Source organism: Paraburkholderia sp. BL6665CI2N2 (assembly GCF_004366535.1).
Taxonomy (GTDB): Bacteria; Pseudomonadota; Gammaproteobacteria; order Burkholderiales; family Burkholderiaceae; genus Paraburkholderia.
Map to the genome: position 1 here is coordinate 123,937 of NZ_SORC01000001.1, position 16,993 is coordinate 140,929.

The 16,993-nt window shown below is 61.3% G+C and carries 14 protein-coding genes and 1 tRNA gene; 6 read left to right on the top strand and 9 right to left on the bottom strand.

The window, feature by feature from the left end; genetic code table 11:
• Positions 1-17: 17 nt before the first annotated feature.
• Positions 18-1,043 (bottom strand): helix-turn-helix domain-containing protein, encoded by a 1,026-nt coding sequence (locus B0G81_RS00595; protein ID WP_134132434.1) that lies wholly within the window; start codon positions 1,041-1,043, stop codon positions 18-20.
• A gap of 55 nt (positions 1,044-1,098) precedes the next feature.
• Positions 1,099-1,752, bottom strand: a complete 654-nt coding sequence (locus B0G81_RS00600; RefSeq protein ID WP_134132437.1) for a TetR/AcrR family transcriptional regulator — start codon at positions 1,750-1,752, stop codon at positions 1,099-1,101.
• A 440-nt stretch (positions 1,753-2,192) separates the two neighbouring features.
• On the opposite strand from B0G81_RS00600, the gene B0G81_RS00605 reads away from it, so the two are divergent.
• The gene (locus B0G81_RS00605) at positions 2,193-2,435 is read left to right on the top strand and encodes a hypothetical protein (protein WP_134132440.1); all 243 of its coding nucleotides are present in this window, start codon (positions 2,193-2,195) and stop codon (positions 2,433-2,435) included.
• Between the two features lie 964 nt (positions 2,436-3,399).
• On the opposite strand, the gene B0G81_RS43435 is transcribed toward B0G81_RS00605, so the two are convergent.
• From B0G81_RS43435 to fdnG, 7 genes are all read right to left on the bottom strand, one after another.
• Positions 3,400-3,495: transfer RNA gene (locus B0G81_RS43435), tRNA-Sec, on the bottom strand.
• Between the two features lie 30 nt (positions 3,496-3,525).
• On the bottom strand, positions 3,526-5,439 hold the full coding sequence (selB, locus tag B0G81_RS00610) for a selenocysteine-specific translation elongation factor (protein WP_134132442.1): 1,914 nt from the start codon (positions 5,437-5,439) through the stop codon (positions 3,526-3,528).
• Positions 5,436-6,866 (bottom strand): L-seryl-tRNA(Sec) selenium transferase, encoded by a 1,431-nt coding sequence (selA, locus tag B0G81_RS00615; RefSeq protein ID WP_134132447.1) that lies wholly within the window; start codon positions 6,864-6,866, stop codon positions 5,436-5,438. The genes selB and selA overlap by 4 nt, the downstream gene beginning before the upstream one ends.
• Before the next feature lie 35 nt (positions 6,867-6,901).
• Positions 6,902-7,897 (bottom strand): formate dehydrogenase accessory protein FdhE, encoded by a 996-nt coding sequence (gene fdhE / locus B0G81_RS00620; protein WP_134132449.1) that lies wholly within the window; start codon positions 7,895-7,897, stop codon positions 6,902-6,904.
• A 110-nt stretch (positions 7,898-8,007) separates the two neighbouring features.
• Entirely contained in the window at positions 8,008-8,664 is a 657-nt protein-coding gene (locus B0G81_RS00625) for a formate dehydrogenase subunit gamma (RefSeq protein ID WP_134132453.1), read from the bottom strand.
• On the bottom strand, positions 8,651-9,583 hold the full coding sequence (gene fdxH / locus B0G81_RS00630; RefSeq protein WP_134132456.1) for a formate dehydrogenase subunit beta: 933 nt from the start codon (positions 9,581-9,583) through the stop codon (positions 8,651-8,653). Before fdxH ends, B0G81_RS00625 begins: the two co-directional genes overlap by 14 nt.
• A gap of 9 nt (positions 9,584-9,592) precedes the next feature.
• Positions 9,593-12,661 (bottom strand): formate dehydrogenase-N subunit alpha, encoded by a 3,069-nt coding sequence (fdnG, locus tag B0G81_RS00635; RefSeq protein ID WP_166678912.1) that lies wholly within the window; start codon positions 12,659-12,661, stop codon positions 9,593-9,595.
• A 193-nt stretch (positions 12,662-12,854) separates the two neighbouring features.
• On the opposite strand from fdnG, the gene B0G81_RS00645 reads away from it, so the two are divergent.
• The 5 genes from B0G81_RS00645 to B0G81_RS45305 all read left to right on the top strand — a co-directional run bounded on the left by B0G81_RS00645 (position 12,855) and on the right by B0G81_RS45305 (position 16,857).
• Positions 12,855-13,214, top strand: coding sequence for a beta-xylosidase (locus B0G81_RS00645; protein WP_134132463.1), 360 nt, complete (start codon positions 12,855-12,857; stop codon positions 13,212-13,214).
• Positions 13,215-13,415: 201 nt separating this feature from the next.
• On the top strand, positions 13,416-14,480 hold the full coding sequence (gene selD, locus B0G81_RS00650; RefSeq protein ID WP_134132466.1) for a selenide, water dikinase SelD: 1,065 nt from the start codon (positions 13,416-13,418) through the stop codon (positions 14,478-14,480).
• A 91-nt stretch (positions 14,481-14,571) separates the two neighbouring features.
• Positions 14,572-15,639 carry a tRNA 2-selenouridine(34) synthase MnmH gene (gene mnmH / locus B0G81_RS00655; protein WP_134132470.1) on the top strand — a complete coding sequence of 356 codons (1,068 nt, stop codon included), beginning with the start codon at positions 14,572-14,574 and terminating at the stop codon, positions 15,637-15,639.
• Positions 15,640-15,663: 24 nt separating this feature from the next.
• Positions 15,664-16,719: a permease gene (locus B0G81_RS00660; protein ID WP_134132473.1), complete on the top strand. Its 1,056-nt coding sequence runs from the start codon at positions 15,664-15,666 to the stop codon at positions 16,717-16,719.
• A 3-nt stretch (positions 16,720-16,722) separates the two neighbouring features.
• On the top strand, positions 16,723-16,857 hold the full coding sequence (locus B0G81_RS45305; protein ID WP_279590458.1) for a hypothetical protein: 135 nt from the start codon (positions 16,723-16,725) through the stop codon (positions 16,855-16,857).
• The last annotated feature ends 136 nt before the right edge of the window (positions 16,858-16,993 follow it).

Genomic DNA, 16,993 nt, shown 5'->3' on the forward strand with positions numbered 1-16,993 from the left:
CACGGGCACACAGATGCTCACATGACTTCCAGCTGGACGCCCCTTTCGGGGTCGACTGACGGAAGGCTTTCGCAGCGGATACGGTCTCTCAGTTGGCCGGGGCTTTCGCCAAATCGATTCTTGAAGGCTCGATTAAAGTGGCTAATGTTTTTGAATCCTTCTTCGTAAGCAACCTGGCAAATTGTTTCCCTAACTTGGTTTCTAAAAAGCAATCGATTCCTGCATCGCTCGAGTCGCTCCGCGATGATCCACTCTGTTACCGTCGTCTGACATTGAGCGAAGAGTTCATTCAGGCGGCGAACGCTTATGCCCATGGCGCTTGCGATGGAAGATGGGGTAAGCGTGTCGTCGTGCAACCTGGCGACGATGTAAGATTTGATCCGCTGCAGAGTCGCGCGACTATACGTCGTGGCATGCCCCTCTCTCGCCACGATCGAACTGGCGCTTACCGCCGCCGCGATGAGATCCAGCAAACTGCTCTCCAGCCACGGGACGCTATCCCCTGCAATCGAATTCGCCGACTCGTATGTGGCCAGCAGCGTTCTCAACAGGACATGCATGATCCCGTGCCGGCTATCAAATTTTCTGTCTACCGCATCCTGAAAGATCACGCGTCTAATGTGTGATTCGATTTTCGGAAGACGTACCCATAGCCCATCAAAGCCTGCTGAGAACTCCATCCGGGTAGGGTGCTCCGAGCCGATGAGCGCAATGTCGCCCTCGGCCAGAGCGTAGTAGCTATTCCCGATTTCACATGACAGTTGACTTGCCAGAACGACAACTAGAAATAATTCGTCCTGCCCGCCTCTGCTGCTTTTCGAATCTCGATGGATTTCAAACGGACGATTGGAGGTCGCCGCCTTGGAACGCAGCATTTCAATGCTACTCAATCGGCGACTCGTAATCTTTCCGACCGGCTCAAATCGATTCTGGGAAGCCTCGAGTTCCAACCGCTCGCCGTGAAACGCCTCGCACAGCCGCTGCGATGTCAGACGCTCGAAGCCTTGTGGATCGGACGATAACTGTTGAATAGGTGCGTACATGTGTCTCCCCCATCATTAGTGGGTCATTTACGTTGTTTTACCTTCTCGTGCCGCGCTACTCTGAAGCGCAGCTGAGCGCCCTCCAGACAGCCTTCGTCGCAGCGCGAAGTGTTTCATCGTCTGACGATGCGCCATGTGCCGGCCGGACTAAAACAATCAAACCGGCCAAATGGGAGTACAGCAGACGACCGCGTAACGCGCACTCCCGGGGTGTAAGCGATCGATTGATCTTGGCCAGCAATCGGGCGAACGTCTCCTGGAATCGACGATTGAAACTTGCCACCAGGTCTCGGGCAAATTCTTCGCGCTCGGCCATGCTCCAGACTTCCAGGCAAAATGGTGCAATGTGTGTACCACGCTTGACCAACTCGTCGAAGGCGATATCTGCGATGGCATCTAGCCGAGCCTCCGGCGATAGATCATCGTCGTCGACCACACTTTCATAGAGCGTCAGATATCGTGTTGCCACCGTCTCCGACGCCGCTCGCAAAAGGTCTTCTCTGGTCGGGAAGTAGTGCTGCAAGGTCGCCAGGTGGATCCCAACATCGCTCGCCACGCGGCGCAAAGCGAAGCCAGCGTTACCGTACTGCGCGAGCACATTGATCGCGGCCTCCACGATTTCGGGGACTCGTGTCGTTCTGTTGCCGCGGCGCTTTGGCTCGTCGGCTAACTCTTTAGCCTCTGTCAGTTCAATCGCCAGTTCCCTCATCTTTGACCTCTTATCGGCAGCGGCCGGTGTGCGCTTCGGACAGTCCAACCGCTCAAATATCAACATTCCCTCGACCGAGCGATCGCAGTCAGTTCATCGGTCCTCGCCCTAGCCACCATGGCGAGCAACCACCTTGTCATGAAGAATATGTCACGCGACTGATAATTACCAGTCAACCGAGCATATACATATCCGACCCCCAAATATATCGGCGCTATTTGTCAGGAAGATAGGCGATTTTCCTGGCAACTACGGCCTTGATATATCCGTCGCGTGACTGTATAAATCGGTCAATCGACCAATAGTTGGTTCCCAACGGCCATCCGGAATTCAAGTTAGCCGAGGGCAATCGCAGCACCCGCGCCTTGGCGGTACCGCATGCGCCAAGGTGCGGACTCACAAGGTGGTCGAGTCGCGGTTACGGGGTCATGGAGAGCACGATGAACTACGATGGGTATTGTTTGCGCAGGTTGATCGACAAGTGGCTTGCTCCCTCCGACACGTCACCGATTCGCATCAAGCGCTTCCAGCTCAGCGACAAGGTATATCGCGAAGGACGCTGTGTCTGTGTTGAGTCCACCAAGCCTGGTCGATCGTTGGCGATATTTTTCTTCCGACACGATGACGGCTTATGGTATGTATTTCCCCCAACAGCAACACGACCGGCGATGCGCGCCGCTTGACTTGATGACTGAGTTCCCAGGACATCACGTCGCTTGCTCGACACCGAGCACATGCATGCGTGTCCTTTTGCACTGCGTTGCCTTAAATTCCTTGATCCTTTCCTTTAGGTCGGGGTAGCGGTTGTAAATCAGCGAATGCGATACACCGCATCGCGCAGCGACAGCGTGAATGCTGATGGTCGCCAGCAGGGCAATGAAGCTCGACCGGATCGCGCCCGGGTCCAATGCAGCTGCATGGGCTTGTTCAATCAGCGTTAAACGCGTAACAGATCCAACCCATCGACCGACAGGATGGCCAGCCTCGCGCTCAGAGTCCGTTGTACGTCAACCGAGCTTACCCCATGGTGGGCTCACATGCGATGAAACGTAGGTCTCGGGCCTGAGCAGCGTTGACACTCGGATGATCATCCAGCGCCACCCATCCGTTTAGCCCCCTTCGCTTCACCTCGGCGAATATTTCTTCAGAGCGGGATGTCCGGTAACTTTCTACCACCCCGACAAACCGCGTGGCCAACGGGCCCAGCAGCCGGATAAGCGTCGCGTCATCGACGATCCGACGCCAGTGCGAACTGCCAGTCCTGCTTTGACATGACGTCGAATCCGCTTATCGCACTGTATTTCGCTTGCGAGGGAAACTTCCAAAGAACGAAGGCGTCGTTCATGCTTCCGCGCTGGAATCGGCGGAACTCTGGCCGAGTTAGCGCGCGCTCAGACAGGCGGCCCATCCGGGTGACCGGGCACCAAACTCGACTGCACGAGCCGATGCGTGCAACTCGTGCGGTCATTGATCGCATCCATCACGAGTTCCGCGATGATGTGGCCCGTTGATTGACGCCCGCGCTCACACACAGCTTCGAATAAGCAACAGGCAGAATGGAATGATCGACTTTGTGACCCCGCCGACAAGCAACGGCCACAACTTTTACCTTTCACAAAGAATCGGGTATCACCGCCCCTCTTCGATTGGCGGAAAGCAGCCGGAGTCGAACCGACCTGAGAGCGTCTGACGCCCTCAACTGAGTTTGAAGCCCAGCCGCGCCACCGGACGCGAATGCCTTCCTGCGGTGATCGAACTACACGTTGCCGATGCTCAGAGCAGATCGAGCCAGCGAGTATCCGTGCGCAGCAGATGCAGCCCACGGTGGAAGCGAGTATACCCAACCCGGTCGAAGAACTCCAAAAGCTGGATCGCGCGTTTGCGGCCCAGTCCGGTGGCGTCGCGAAACGGTGCGGCCGCAACCGTGCCGGCATTCTTTTGCCCCTCGGCTGCCGCAATCGAAGCCAGTTCCCGAATCATCTCGGGGTGATAAAAGAGGTCGCGCACGACCTGAAACAGCTCGCCCCGCCGCGCGAGTTTACGCATCAATTGCCGCACGCGCTCCTCCGGCACGCCGTTCGCATCGGCCAGATCGCGTACCCAGGGCGGGTCGAAACGCCCTGCTCTCACCGCCGGCAGCAACGTCGCCGCGAGTGCGCGATCCGCTTCGTCGAGCGTTACCGTATGACCCGGCAGATGCAGCCAGGGCCCGCGTTTGACGATCTCGCCACGCGTCGCCGCATCGTCGACAAGCGCGCGCCACAGCGCGTCGTCCACCAGCGGCGCCGCGATGCGCCGCAAGCGCGAGATATCCGGGCCCAGGTCGTCCGGCGAGCGTTCGTGGTACTGCGCGAGCGTAGTCGTCAAGCGCGTATTGAGCGCTTGCCAAAGCGCATCGGCAATTAGCAATGCGTCCTCGCCTGGCAGTGCCACGACCCGCGTATCGGCCGGCAATGCGAGCGCGGCCGCCGGCATGCCCGTCAAACGTTCCAGCAGCGAGCGCGGCAAGCCATGCGGTGCTCTCGCGATGACGGCGTCGAGCGTGCCGGTGTCGAGCATGATCTGAAGCGCGTCGAGCCACGCCAGCCGCTCGGCCGAACGACGCTTGCGCGACGGCGCGAACGGATCGAGCACATGGCCGCCGCCAATCGTGCGATTGGCCTGCGCGTTACGTACCACGAAGCGATCGCCGGGCAGCGCGCAAACCGGCCGCTCGAACACGAGCTGAACGCGGGCACGCTGACCGGCGCCGAGTGTTTCGCCATCGAGCAACGCGACGTGCGCAACCTGATGCTGCGTGCCCAGATGCACATGCAGCGGCGCCCAATGCTCCAACGCCTGCGGTGCATCGGCGAGCAGCGTCAGCATGACGTCGATCCGCTCCGACGCCTGCGAGAGCTGCGGATCGACGATCCAGTCGCCACGATCGATCGCGCTCTTCTCGATACCCGCCAGGTTCAATGCACAGCGCTCGCCAGCGCGTCCGCTCTGCGCCGGACGATTCTGCGCATGAATGCTGCGCACACGCACAGGTTGATTCTTCGGCGCGAGCAGCAGCGTATCGCCCACCGCCACGCGACCCGACACCACAGTGCCGGTCACGATCGTGCCTTGGCCCGTGAGCGTGAATACTCGATCGACCGCGAGACGGAACAGGCCGTCGTCGCGCTTCATTCGCCATGCCGCGGCCGCCGAGTGCAGATGCGCCTTCAACGCGGCGACGCCGGGATCGCCGGACCGCACCGCGCAAGTATCGAACACAGGCGCGTCCTGCAGCACGCTGCCGCTCAGAAACGCCCGCACTTCGTCATGCACTTCGCGCAGACGCTGCGCGTCGACGCGATCCACCTTGGTCAGCGCGACGGCGCCTTGCCGGATCCCGAGCAGTTCGACAATCGCCAGATGCTCGCGCGTTTGCGGCATCACACCGTCGTCGGCGGCGATCACCAGCAGCGCGAAGTCGATGCCGCTCGCGCCCGCGGTCATCGTATGCACGAGCTTTTCGTGACCGGGCACATCGATCAAACCGAGTACGTCACCGTTCTCCAACGGTACGTACGCGTAGCCCAGTTCAATCGAAATGCCGCGCGCCTTTTCTTCCTTAAGACGATCCGTATCGATACCCGACAGCGCCTTCACCAGGCTCGTCTTACCGTGGTCGATGTGCCCCGCCGTACCGACGATCATGCGCGCACGCCTTTCAATTGCTCGATCAGTTCCGCTTCATCGGCGGCTTCGAGACAGCGCAGATCGAGGCGCAACGCGTCGTCTGCGATACGGCCGATCACGGGCCGCGCCATCTCGCGCAGCCTCTTTTCGAGCGCGAGCAATTGACGGCCACCGCGCTTACCGTCCACTGTTTTGACGACCAGTCCGTAACTCGGCAGTACGTCGACCGGCAACGCGCCGCTGCCAATCTGGCTGAACATCGGCTCCGCCGTCACCGCATAGCGTTCGCCGAATGCATGCTGCAACGCGGGCTGCACGCGCTCCGCGGCGAGCCGGATGTCACCGGCGGCACGGGTCAATAAGCGCAACGTGGTGAGCCGCTGCGTGAGCCGCTCCGGCGCACGATAAAGCTGCAAAACAGGCTCCAACGCCGCGAGCGTCAGTTTGCCGACGCGCAACGCGCGTTTAAGCGGATGCTTCTTGATCTTCGCGATCAGATCGCGTCGCCCGACAATCAAACCGGCTTGCGGACCGCCGAGCAACTTGTCGCCGCTGAAGGTGACGATATCCGCACCGGCTTCGACGGTTTCGCGCACTGTCGTCTCGCGCGGCAGGCCCCATTGGCTGAGATCGACCAGCGTACCGCTGCCGAGATCCACGGCAACCGCGAGGCCGCGCGTGTGGGCGAGCGGCGCGATTTCATCCAGAGCGACCTCTTTGGTGAAGCCGCTGATTGCATAGTTGCTCGCGTGGACTTTCATCAGCAGCGCGGTTTGCGGGCCGATGGCTTCCTCGTAGTCCTTCAGATGGGTGCGGTTCGTCGTGCCGACTTCGCGGAGTTTCGCGCCCGCGCGGCTCATGATGTCGGGAATGCGAAACGCGCCGCCGATTTCAACCAGCTCGCCGCGCGACACGATGACTTCCTTCTTCGACGCCAACGCCGACAGCGTGAGCAGCACCGCGGCCGCGTTGTTGTTGACCACGGTGGCCGCTTCGGCACCGGTCAATTCGCAGATGAGGTCGTCGATCAAATCGTCGCGATCGCCGCGCTTGCCGGTGCCAAGATCGAACTCGAGGTTGGCGGGTTGCGTGAGCGCTTTCATGACGGCCTGAACCGCCTCGTCGGGCAGCAATGCACGGCCGAGATTGGTATGCAATACCGTGCCGGTCAGATTGAAAACGCTGCGCAAGCGCGACTCGTTGCGCTGGCGCAGTGCGGCTTCGACTGAACTCTTCAGTTGCGCGACGTCGAGCGCGCTCACGGACGCATCGCCTGATTGCGCGCCGGCGCGCCAGGTGTCGAGCGCCTCGCGCACCGCGCCCAACACCTGCGTGCGGCCGTATTCGACAATCAACGCCGCAAATTCGGCCGACGCCATTACCTTTTCCACCGACGGCACGCGCGCCATCAGCGCCCGCAATTCAGAGCCGCTTACATCGCTCACGAGCCAATCCCTTTTCTAGTCGCATTCATTCGCTGCTAGTCGGACTCGCCGGACGACTCATCCGCGTTGACGCCCTGTTCGGGCCACAGCCACGGATGCGGCGACGCCCGCCGGTAACCTTCCGCCCCCATCAGCAAATCCAGCGTGAGACTGGCGAGATCGTCCGCGAACGGTTCGAAATCGTAGTCCTTCGACTGAATGCCGATCTTCCGGTAAGTATGGCATTCGTCGCACGACTCCGCTTTCAACGCGGCGTTCTTCGATTCGGCTTCGCGCGCGGCTTCGCCGGCATCCGGCGAGCCGACTGTGTGATAAGCGATGCCCTTGGTCGAATCGCAGTTCGAGCATTTCGCGCGAACCATGTGCCACTCGGTCGAGCACAGGCCGCATTGCAGGTAGCGGTAATTGTCATGGGCGCCGCCCACGCGCACGATGCTCGCCACCGGATGCGATCCGCACACGGGACACAGGCCGAGCGTCTCGATGTACGGCACCTCGCGCTTGTCGATGTCGGCGGCGAGGTCGGTCCACACCACTTGCAGCGCGGCCACGATGAACGGTGCGCTCGCCGGATCGATTTCTTCGAAGCGCTGCGCGAAGATGGCGTCGGCCTGGAATTCGAGCGCGTCGGTGTCGAGTGTGCGCAGGCGGTCGATCAGCGCTTCGAGGGGCGGCGTGAGCGGGCCCGCGGCTGCCACCTTGTCGAGCAACCGGCGCAGCACGTCGCGCCACGCCGGATCACGCACGCCGGAAAACGCAGGAATCAGCGGCATGGAATGCTGCTGCGCACTCGCGATCAACTCGGCGCTCGGCGGCGCTGCCTTGAAACTGGCGATCACGGCCTGCTGCGCGTCGGCGAGCACGGCCATCAGGCGCAAATAGCCGGCGATCGGATTGTCGAGCGCCGCAAGCTGGCGCAGCCGCGCGGCGCGCGCGGCAAACACCGCGAGCCGTTCCGGCATGCGAAGGCGCGGAATCGCGGAATGATCGAGCGATTCGATATCGCCGGCTTCGAGAATACGTTGAACCACGGTATCGACCTTTAAAAACTGAAGAGCCGCCGCCGTTCATTGAACGGGAGCGGCGGCTCGGGTGCAGCACGCCGGCAGCCGCACTGCCTCTACTGACTATGCATGGCCCGCTATTTACGGATGACTTCCTTGAACCAGTTCGGATGATGCTTTCGCGCCCAGCCGTAGGTCACTGTGCCGCGCGTCATGGCGCCTATCGACCCCTTGATCCACAACGCCGCATAAATATGCACCACGATCCCGACGATCAGCACGAACGCCGCCGCGGCATGCACGAGCGCCGCAAGGCGGATGATTTCGATTGGAAAGTAGATCGAGAAATAGCGCCGCCAGATCACGATACCGCTCGCCAGCAACAGCAGCAGGCAGATCACCATGGTGAAAAATAGCAGCTTTTGACCGGCGTTGTACTTACCGATCGCGGGGAGTTTTTCCTCACGATTGTTGAGCACGTCGTCGATCTGCCTCATCCACTGAAGGTCGGCTTTGTCGAGATAATTGTGATGCCAGAAGCGCAACGCAAGAATCAGAAACGACAGGAACATCACGCAGCCGACGAACGGATGCAGAATCCGTGTCCATTGCCCGCCGCCGAAGATCGCGTAGAGCCATGACATGGCGGGATGAAACATGGCAAGACCGGACAGCGCCAAAAGAACGAACGTGATCGCAGTGATCCAGTGATTCGTGCGCTCATTCGGCGTGTAGCGCACGATCAGGCTGTTGCCTCTCACATCCTTCAGATCGGTATGCTCAGGGTGCTTCATTGGGCGCCTCCCGCGAACGGCGTACTTCATCGGCTTCGTGCTGGGCTTCGGCTTCATCGGCTTCCGACACTTCGTTCGGACCGACGCGCGTGTAGTGGAAGAACCCGGCTATGGCCGCGAACGCGATACCTGCAAGCGCCAGCGGTTTTGCCAAACCTTTCCATAGCGCCACCATCACGCTGATCTTCGGATTCTGCGGCAACCCGTGATACAGAGTGGGCTTGTCGGCATGATGCAGCACGTACATCACATGCGTGCCGCCCACGCCGGCCGGATCGTACAAACCGGCATTCTGGAAGCCACGTTCCTTCAGATCTTCAATCCGGTCCGAGGCCTGCTGCTTCATGTCCTCCTTGGTGCCGAACATGATCGCGCCGGTCGGGCAGGTCTTCACGCAAGCCGGTTCCTGGCCGACCGCCACGCGATCCGAACACAGCGTGCACTTGTACGCGCGGTGGTCCTGCTTCGAAATGCGCGGTACGTTGAACGGGCAACCGGTGATGCAATAGCCGCAGCCAATGCAGTTTTCCTCGTGGAAATCCACAATGCCGTTGGTGTACTGCACGATCGCGCCCGGCGACGGACAAGCCTTCAGGCAACCCGGATCCTCGCAATGCATGCAGCCGTCCTTGCGGATCAGCCACTCGAGATCACCCTCGGTGTTCTCATACTCCGAGAACCGCATGACGGTCCACGAATGCTCGCTCAGATCGCGTGGGTTGTCGTAGATGCCGGTTGTCGTGCCGATTTCGTCGCGCAGATCGTTCCATTCCATGCAGGCGGTCTGACACGCCTTGCAGCCGATGCACTTCGACACGTCGATGAGCTTGGCGACCGTGCCCGTAACCGGCTCACGCACTTGTGGTTCAGGCAAGGTCGTGGCCGAGAGGCGTCTGATGTCCAGTGATTGCAGTGCCATCTCTTCTCCCTATGCCTTTTCGACCTTGACGAGGAACGATTTGAATTCCGGTGTTTGCGAATTCCCATCGCCCACGGAAGGCGTCAGCGTGTTGACGAGATAGCCCGGCTTCGCGAGTCCCTTGAAGCCCCAATGCAACGGCAATCCGACAGTCTGGATTTTCTTCCCTTCGATCATCAGCGGTTTGATCCGCTTGGTGACGAGTGCCACGGCGATGATATGCCCGCGATTGGACGACACCTTGATGCGATCGCCGGCCACCACGCCCACTTCTTTCGCCAGATCCTCGCCGATCTCCACGAACTGCTGCGGCTGCACGATCGCGTTCAGATGCGCGTGCTTGGTCCAGTAGTGGAAATGCTCCGTCAAACGATACGTGGTCGCCGTATGCGGGAAGTTCTCGTGCGTGCCGAACGCGGCGTGGTCAGCGGGGAACACGCGTGCCGCCGGACTGTTGACGGCCGCCTTGTTGTTCGGATGCAGCGGGTTGTAGCCAAGCGGCGTTTCAAACGGTTCGTAGTGCTCCGGGAACGGCCCTTCCACCAGACCATCGCGCGAGAAGAAACGCGCCACGCCTTCCGCGTTCATGATGAACGGATTCATGCCGTTTTCGGGCGGTTCGTCGGCCTTGAAGTCGGCAATGTCCGCTCCTGTCCACGCCTTGCCGTTCCATGCGATCAGCTTGCGGGTCGGATCGAACGGCTTGCCGCTGACGTCGCACGAAGCACGGTTGTACAGAATCCGCCGGTTCGCCGGCCAGGCCCACGCCCAGTTCAGCGTATTGCCGATACCGGTCGGGTCGGAGTTGTCGCGGCGGCCCATCTGGTTGCCCGCCTGGGTCCATGCGCCGCAGAAGATCCAGCAGCCGCTCGCGGTGCTGCCGTCGTCGCGCAACTGCGCGAAGCTGGACAACTGCTCGCCCTGTTTGGCGAGCACCTTGGTTTTGTCGGTCGTGTCGGTGACGTCGGTGAGCGCCTTGCCGTTGAACTCCATGGCGATCTCTTCGGGCGTCGGACTTTCCGGGTCGGCATACGGCCAGCTCATCTTGAGAATCGGATCGGGATACTTGCCGCCGTCCTCCCGGTAAGCCTCGCGAATGCGCAGCCATAGCCCCGACATGATCTCGAGGTCGCTCTTGGCTTCCCCGGGGCCGACCGCGCCCTGCCAGTGCCACTGCAGCACACGGCTGGAACTGACCAGCGAGCCGCGTTCTTCCGCGAAACAGGTGGTCGGCAAACGGAACACTTCGGTCTGGATCGCAGTAGGATCCACGTCGTTGAATTCGCCGAAATTCTTCCAGAACTCCGACGTTTCCGTAGCGAGCGGATCCATGACGACGAGCCACTTCAGTTTGGCCAGACCCGCGCCGATCTTCGCCTTGTTCGGCGCCGCGGCAAGCGGGTTGAAGCCCTGCGCGATGTAGCCGTTCATCTTGCCTTGATTCATCAGCTCGAAGACCTGCAGCATGTCGTACGACTTATCGAGCTTGGGCAGATAGTCGAAACCGAAGTTGTTCTCGGCTGTCGCGTTGTCGCCCCACCATGACTTCATGAAACTGACATGGAACGCGCGATAGTTGCGCCAGTAGCTCAACTGATTCGGCCGTAGCGGCTGGCTCGCCCGTTTCGCGATGAAGGCGTCGAAGTCCTGCTCGGCTTCCAGCGGCAGCGTCATGTAACCCGGCAACAGGTTCGACATCAGACCGAGGTCGGTCAAACCCTGAATGTTCGAGTGACCGCGCAGCGCATTCATGCCGCCGCCCGCAATGCCGATATTGCCCAGCAGCAACTGCACCATCGCACCCGCGCGGATGATCTGCGCGCCGATCGAGTGATGCGTCCAGCCGAGCGCGTACAGGATCGTACCGGCGCGCCCCGGAACAGCCGTCGATGCGAGCATCTCGCACACCTTAAGGAATTTTTCCTTGGGCGTGCCGCACGTGCTCTCGACCTGTTCGGGCGTGTAGCGCGAGTAGTGCTTCTTCATCAACTGATAGACGCAGCGCGGGTGCTGCAAGGTCGGATCGACTTTGGCAAAGCCGTCGTCGCCGCGTTCGTAGTCCCACGAACTCTGGTCGTACTTGCGCTTGTCGGCGTCGTAGCCGGAATAGAGACCGTCGGTAAACGAGAAATCCTCACGGACGATGAACGGCATGTCCGTGTAGTTCTTTACATACTCGTGCTGGATTTTGTCGTTGGTGAGCAGATAGTTGATCACCCCGCCGAGGAACACAATGTCCGAGCCGGTCCGAATCTGCGCGTAATAGTCCGCAACCGATGCCGTGCGCGTAAAGCGCGGATCGACCACGATCAACCTCGCCTTGCGATGCGCCTTGGCTTCAGTGACCCATTTGAAACCGCACGGGTGCGCCTCGGCCGCATTGCCGCCCATCACCAGAATCACGTCCGCGTTCTTGATGTCGACCCAATGGTTCGTCATCGCTCCACGGCCAAACGTCGGGGCAAGACCTGCCACCGTCGGGCCATGTCAGACACGCGCCTGATTGTCGAATGCGAGCATGCCAAGACTGCGGACAGTCTTGTGCGTCAAATAACCTACTTCATTGCTGCCGGCCGATGCCGCGAGCACGCCGGTGGTCAGCCAGCGGTTGACCTTCTTGCCGTCCGCCGTTGTCTCGACAAAGTTGGCATCGCGATCTTCCTTCATCAATTTCGCAATGCGGTCGAGCGCGTCTTCCCATGAAATGCGTTTCCATTCATTCGAGCCGGGCGCGCGATACTCCGGATACTTCAGACGGCTTTCGCTATGAATGAAGTCGATCAGGCTCGCGCCTTTCGGGCACAGCGTGCCGCGATTGACCGGATGATCGGGATCGCCCTCGATATGGATGATGCTGGACTTTGCATTCTTGGCGTTGTCGCCGAGTCCGTACATCAGGATGCCGCAGCCTACCGAACAGTACGGGCAGGTATTGCGGGTTTCGGTTGTGCGCGACAACTTGTACTGACGAACCTCCGCTAACGCGGGCGCGGGTGAGAAGCCCATAAGGGCAAGGCTCGATCCGGCTAGCGTGGTGGCGGAGACCTTCAGAAATTGTCGCCGGGACATATGGGTCATCGAATGGCCTCGGCTCTTTATGGGGACACCAATATTGATTATAGAGAGCGGTATGAAATCCTGCAGCGAGGAGTTACGCCATCTACAGTGCAACTGAATATGAATTGCCACAGCCGGTTTCAACAGCTGAGGCACCGTTATTGCTGACAGGAGGCAGACGCCTCCACGCTTACTCCTGACCTTTGGCACATATATGACCGCTCCGCTTTTCACATCTTCTCCCGCACGCACTATTTACGGCACAGTGAAATGGCGCGCGTCGGTCGGCCTTGTGTCGCTTGCGCTGGGTGGTGCGATGCTCGTACTGAGTTCGCACAGCGTTGCCCAGATCACGCAAGGCAGCGGCTCGTCGCAGCAGGAGAGCCGGACTTCTTCAATGGGTTCGGCGCCGGATTCGTCGGCCTCGGCAGTTCATGAATCGCATAAGCCACAGACGAAAGATGGCGGCTCGGCGAACACGCGCGGCAAGACGGCCGGGCAGGGTCACAAGCCCCAAGGCGCGGGCGGCTTCGATAACGGGCTCTACGGCACCGGCGCAGGCAGCAACAAATAACGTGTGAGATGGCCGCATCTTTGCCGCCCGCTCTCCCGCGGCGGGCGCATGATGAGACCGCCGCGCATTTAGAGGTACCTTCAGAAGAATCGACAATGTGTTGCGCGCTCTGGCCGGATCGCTTCGACGACCGCCGTCCCTGCGCGTTGCCCGAACAACCATCATAATGTCGGTCATTCGTCGTCTGAAATGCCTGCCACAATGACCCATACTCCCAGCCACGCAAGCGCGTCGCCCCGTCTCACCAGTCTGTCGCACGGCGGCGGTTGCGGCTGCAAGATCGCGCCCGGCCTGCTCGCCGACCTGCTCAAGCGCAGCGCGCCGCTGCCGTTCTTTCCCAACCTGCTGGTCGGCAACGACACGGCCGACGACGCCGCCGTCTACAAACTCAACGACGAACAGGCGATCGTCGCGACCACCGATTTCTTCATGCCGATCGTCGACGATCCGTTCGACTTCGGCCGCATCGCCGCGACCAATGCGCTGTCCGACGTCTATGCCATGGGCGGCAAGCCGATCATGGCGCTGGCCATCGTCGGCATGCCGATCAACGTGTTGCCGCACGACGTGATCGCTGCCGTGCTGAAGGGCGGCGAATCGGTATGCGCAGAAGCCGGCATCCCGCTCGCCGGCGGCCATTCGATCGATTCGGTCGAGCCGATCTACGGCCTCGTCGCCATCGGCGTGGTCGACCCGAAGCGCGTCAAACGCAACGCGGGCGCGCAAGCCGGCGATGTGCTGATCCTTGGCAAGCCGCTGGGCGTGGGTATTCTCTCGGCAGCCCTGAAGAAGGACCGCCTCGACGCCGCCGGCTACGCCGCCATGATCGGCGCGACGACCAAGCTCAACCGGCCGGGCGCGGACCTGTCCAAACTCGCCGGCGTGCACGCGCTCACGGATATCACCGGTTTCGGGCTGCTCGGCCACACATTGGAATTGGCGCGCGGCTCAAACCTCACCGCTCGCTTGCGCTACGCGGATCTGCCGTGGTTGCCTGAAGTGGTGAGTCTTGCGGAAGCCGGCATTTTTACAGGCGCTTCGGGGCGCAACTGGGACGCATACGGCAAAAACATCGATTTGCGATCCTCATTTTCCGAGACCGCACGCACACTGCTCACCGACCCGCAAACCTCGGGCGGTCTGCTGGTCTCGTGTGCACCGCAAGCCGTCGACGAAGTGCTCGCCCTGTTCAGCGCCGATGGGTTCGGCGAAGCATGCGTGATCGGCGAAATGGTCAACGGAGAAGGACGCGTCGAGGTTATCTGAGCCGCGAGCGGCAGGCGGAACGACGCGGCCGTATGGACGACGCGTGCGATAATTGCACCCCGCCGCAGCCGACCCTTTGTACCCCAACGCCTTGAAAAACCTACTCGTCAGCCTCGAACAAGCCGGTGATTTCGACGAAATCATCGATGTGCGCACGCCTCTCGAGTTTGCGGAAGACCATATGCCGGGCGCGCTCAACGCGCCCGTGCTGAGCAACGAAGAGCGCGTGCTGGTCGGCACGACTTACAAGCAGGTATCGCCGTTCGAAGCCACGCGGATCGGCGCGGCGCTGGTCGCGCGCAATATTGCGCACCATCTGGAGACCACGTTCGCCGACCGGCCGCGCAACTGGCGGCCGCTGGTCTATTGCTGGCGCGGCGGCAAGCGCTCGGGCTCGGTGACCACGCTGTTCAATATGATCGGCTGGCAGGCACGCCAACTCGAAGGCGGCTACAAAGCCTATCGGCGCGCCACGCTCGACACGCTCGTCACGTTGCCGAAAAAATTCTCCTACGTCGCGCTGGTTGGCCCGACGGGCAGCGGCAAGACGCGCCTGCTTGCGGCCCTGAACACCGCGGGCGCGCAGACGCTGGACCTCGAAGCGCTGGCGGCGCATCGCGGCTCGTTGCTCGGCGCCTGGGCCGGCGTGCCGCAGCCGTCGCAGAAGCGTTTCGATACGCTGCTCGTGAGCGCGCTGCGCACGTTCGACCCGGCACGGCCGGTGTTCGTGGAAGCGGAAAGCCGGCGCATCGGTTCTATCGCGCTGCCGCTTGCCCTGCTCGACACGGTTCATCAGAGCCGCTGCGTCGAGGTGATCTCGAGCCCCGAAGATCGCGCGGCCTTCCTGCTGCACGACTATGCCCATCTGTTCGACGATCCCGAGTCACTCAAGGGACAGTTGCAACGAATGATCGGTTTACATAGCCGGGAACGTGTGACGGGTTGGCAGCAACTCGTCGACGACAACCGGCGCGCCGAACTCGCGCGCGAGTTGATCGGGCGTCACTACGATCCGGCGTACGCGCGCAGCAGCCATCAGCATTTCGTCCAGTTGGCGCGCGCATTGCAATGGAATTTCCGGCCTAACGACGCCGATGTCATCGATCAGGCGAAAGCACTGCTTGCAAAGCTCGACAGCAGCGCACTCGCTGTCACCTGATTAAAACCAACGTTCAAGACCCCTATGCAATCAACCCTTCGACAACCACGAGTCGCGCTAGGCTGGATCGTCTTTCTGCTGATCGCCGTGGTCGGCCTCTTTTACGTGAAGTGGTTTCCGTACTACAACCGCGCGTTCGTAGCGGCGAGTCAGCACTCGATCGGCAAGTCGATTCTGATGGGCACATCGGCGAGCGCGCCGGCGGCGTCGTGGCAATCTGCCCTTGACTACGCCCTCGCCTACGGCAAAGCGATCTGGCAAGCCATGGTGCTCGGGCTGCTGCTCGGTTCGGCGGTACAGGCGCTGATTCCGCCGCAATGGGTCGCGCGCGTGCTCGGCCGGACCGATTTCAGCAGCGTCGTGAAGGGCGGCCTGATGTCGTTGCCAGGCATGATGTGTACATGCTGCGCCGCGCCGGTAGTGGCGGGCTTGCGTGCGCGTCAGGCGGCGCCGGGCGCGGCGATCGCCTTCTGGCTCGGCAATACCGCCTTGAATCCGGCTACGCTGATCTTCATGGGCTTCGTGCTCGGCTGGCAGTGGATGGGTCTGCGCCTCGCCCTGGGCATCGTGATGGTGTTCGGCCTCGGGTACCTGGTGAACCGCATGGTGACGCCGAAGGAAGCCGAAGCGTCGCGCGAAGCGATGGCGCAGCTGGTCGCCGTCGATGTGCCCGGCACCGCCTTCGCACGCTGGGTGAAAATCCTCGGCACGATGACGCTGCGGCTCGTTCCCGAATACGTCGTGCTGGTGCTGATTCTCGGCGCGGCACGCACGTGGCTGTTTCCGCATGTCGGACCTGAGATCGACAACAGCCTGCTCTGGATCATTGCGCTGGCCGTCGCCGGCACGCTGTTCGTGATTCCGACCGCGGGCGAAGTGCCGATCATCCAGGCCATGCTCTCGTTCGGCATGGCGGCCGGCCCGGCTGGCGCCTTGCTGATGACGTTGCCGCTGATCAGCGTGCCGTCCATGGCGATGCTCGGACGCTCGTTTCCGCGGCGCGTGCTGACGGTCGTGGCGCTGGCCGTCGTGGTGTGCGGCGTGATCAGCGGATTGTTGGCGGTAGCTTTGGGGTTCTAAACCATGAAACGTATTGCGGCATTTGCCTTCACGTGCTGGTCGGCGGCCGGCCTGCTCTACTTCGGACAGCATTCGGTGGCGCTGATCGTGGTGAGCGGCGTTGTGACGCTGGCAGGGTTCGATCTGCTGCGTCCGTGACCGCGCGCTGCGACTCGCCTACGCCGCCTCGCGAATCGCAGCCAGCCACAGCGCTACCGCATGCGCGGCAGGATCCACGTGATCTGGCGCGCGCACGAGCGGTGCTACGTCTAACTCAAGGTAATTAGGAGAGGAT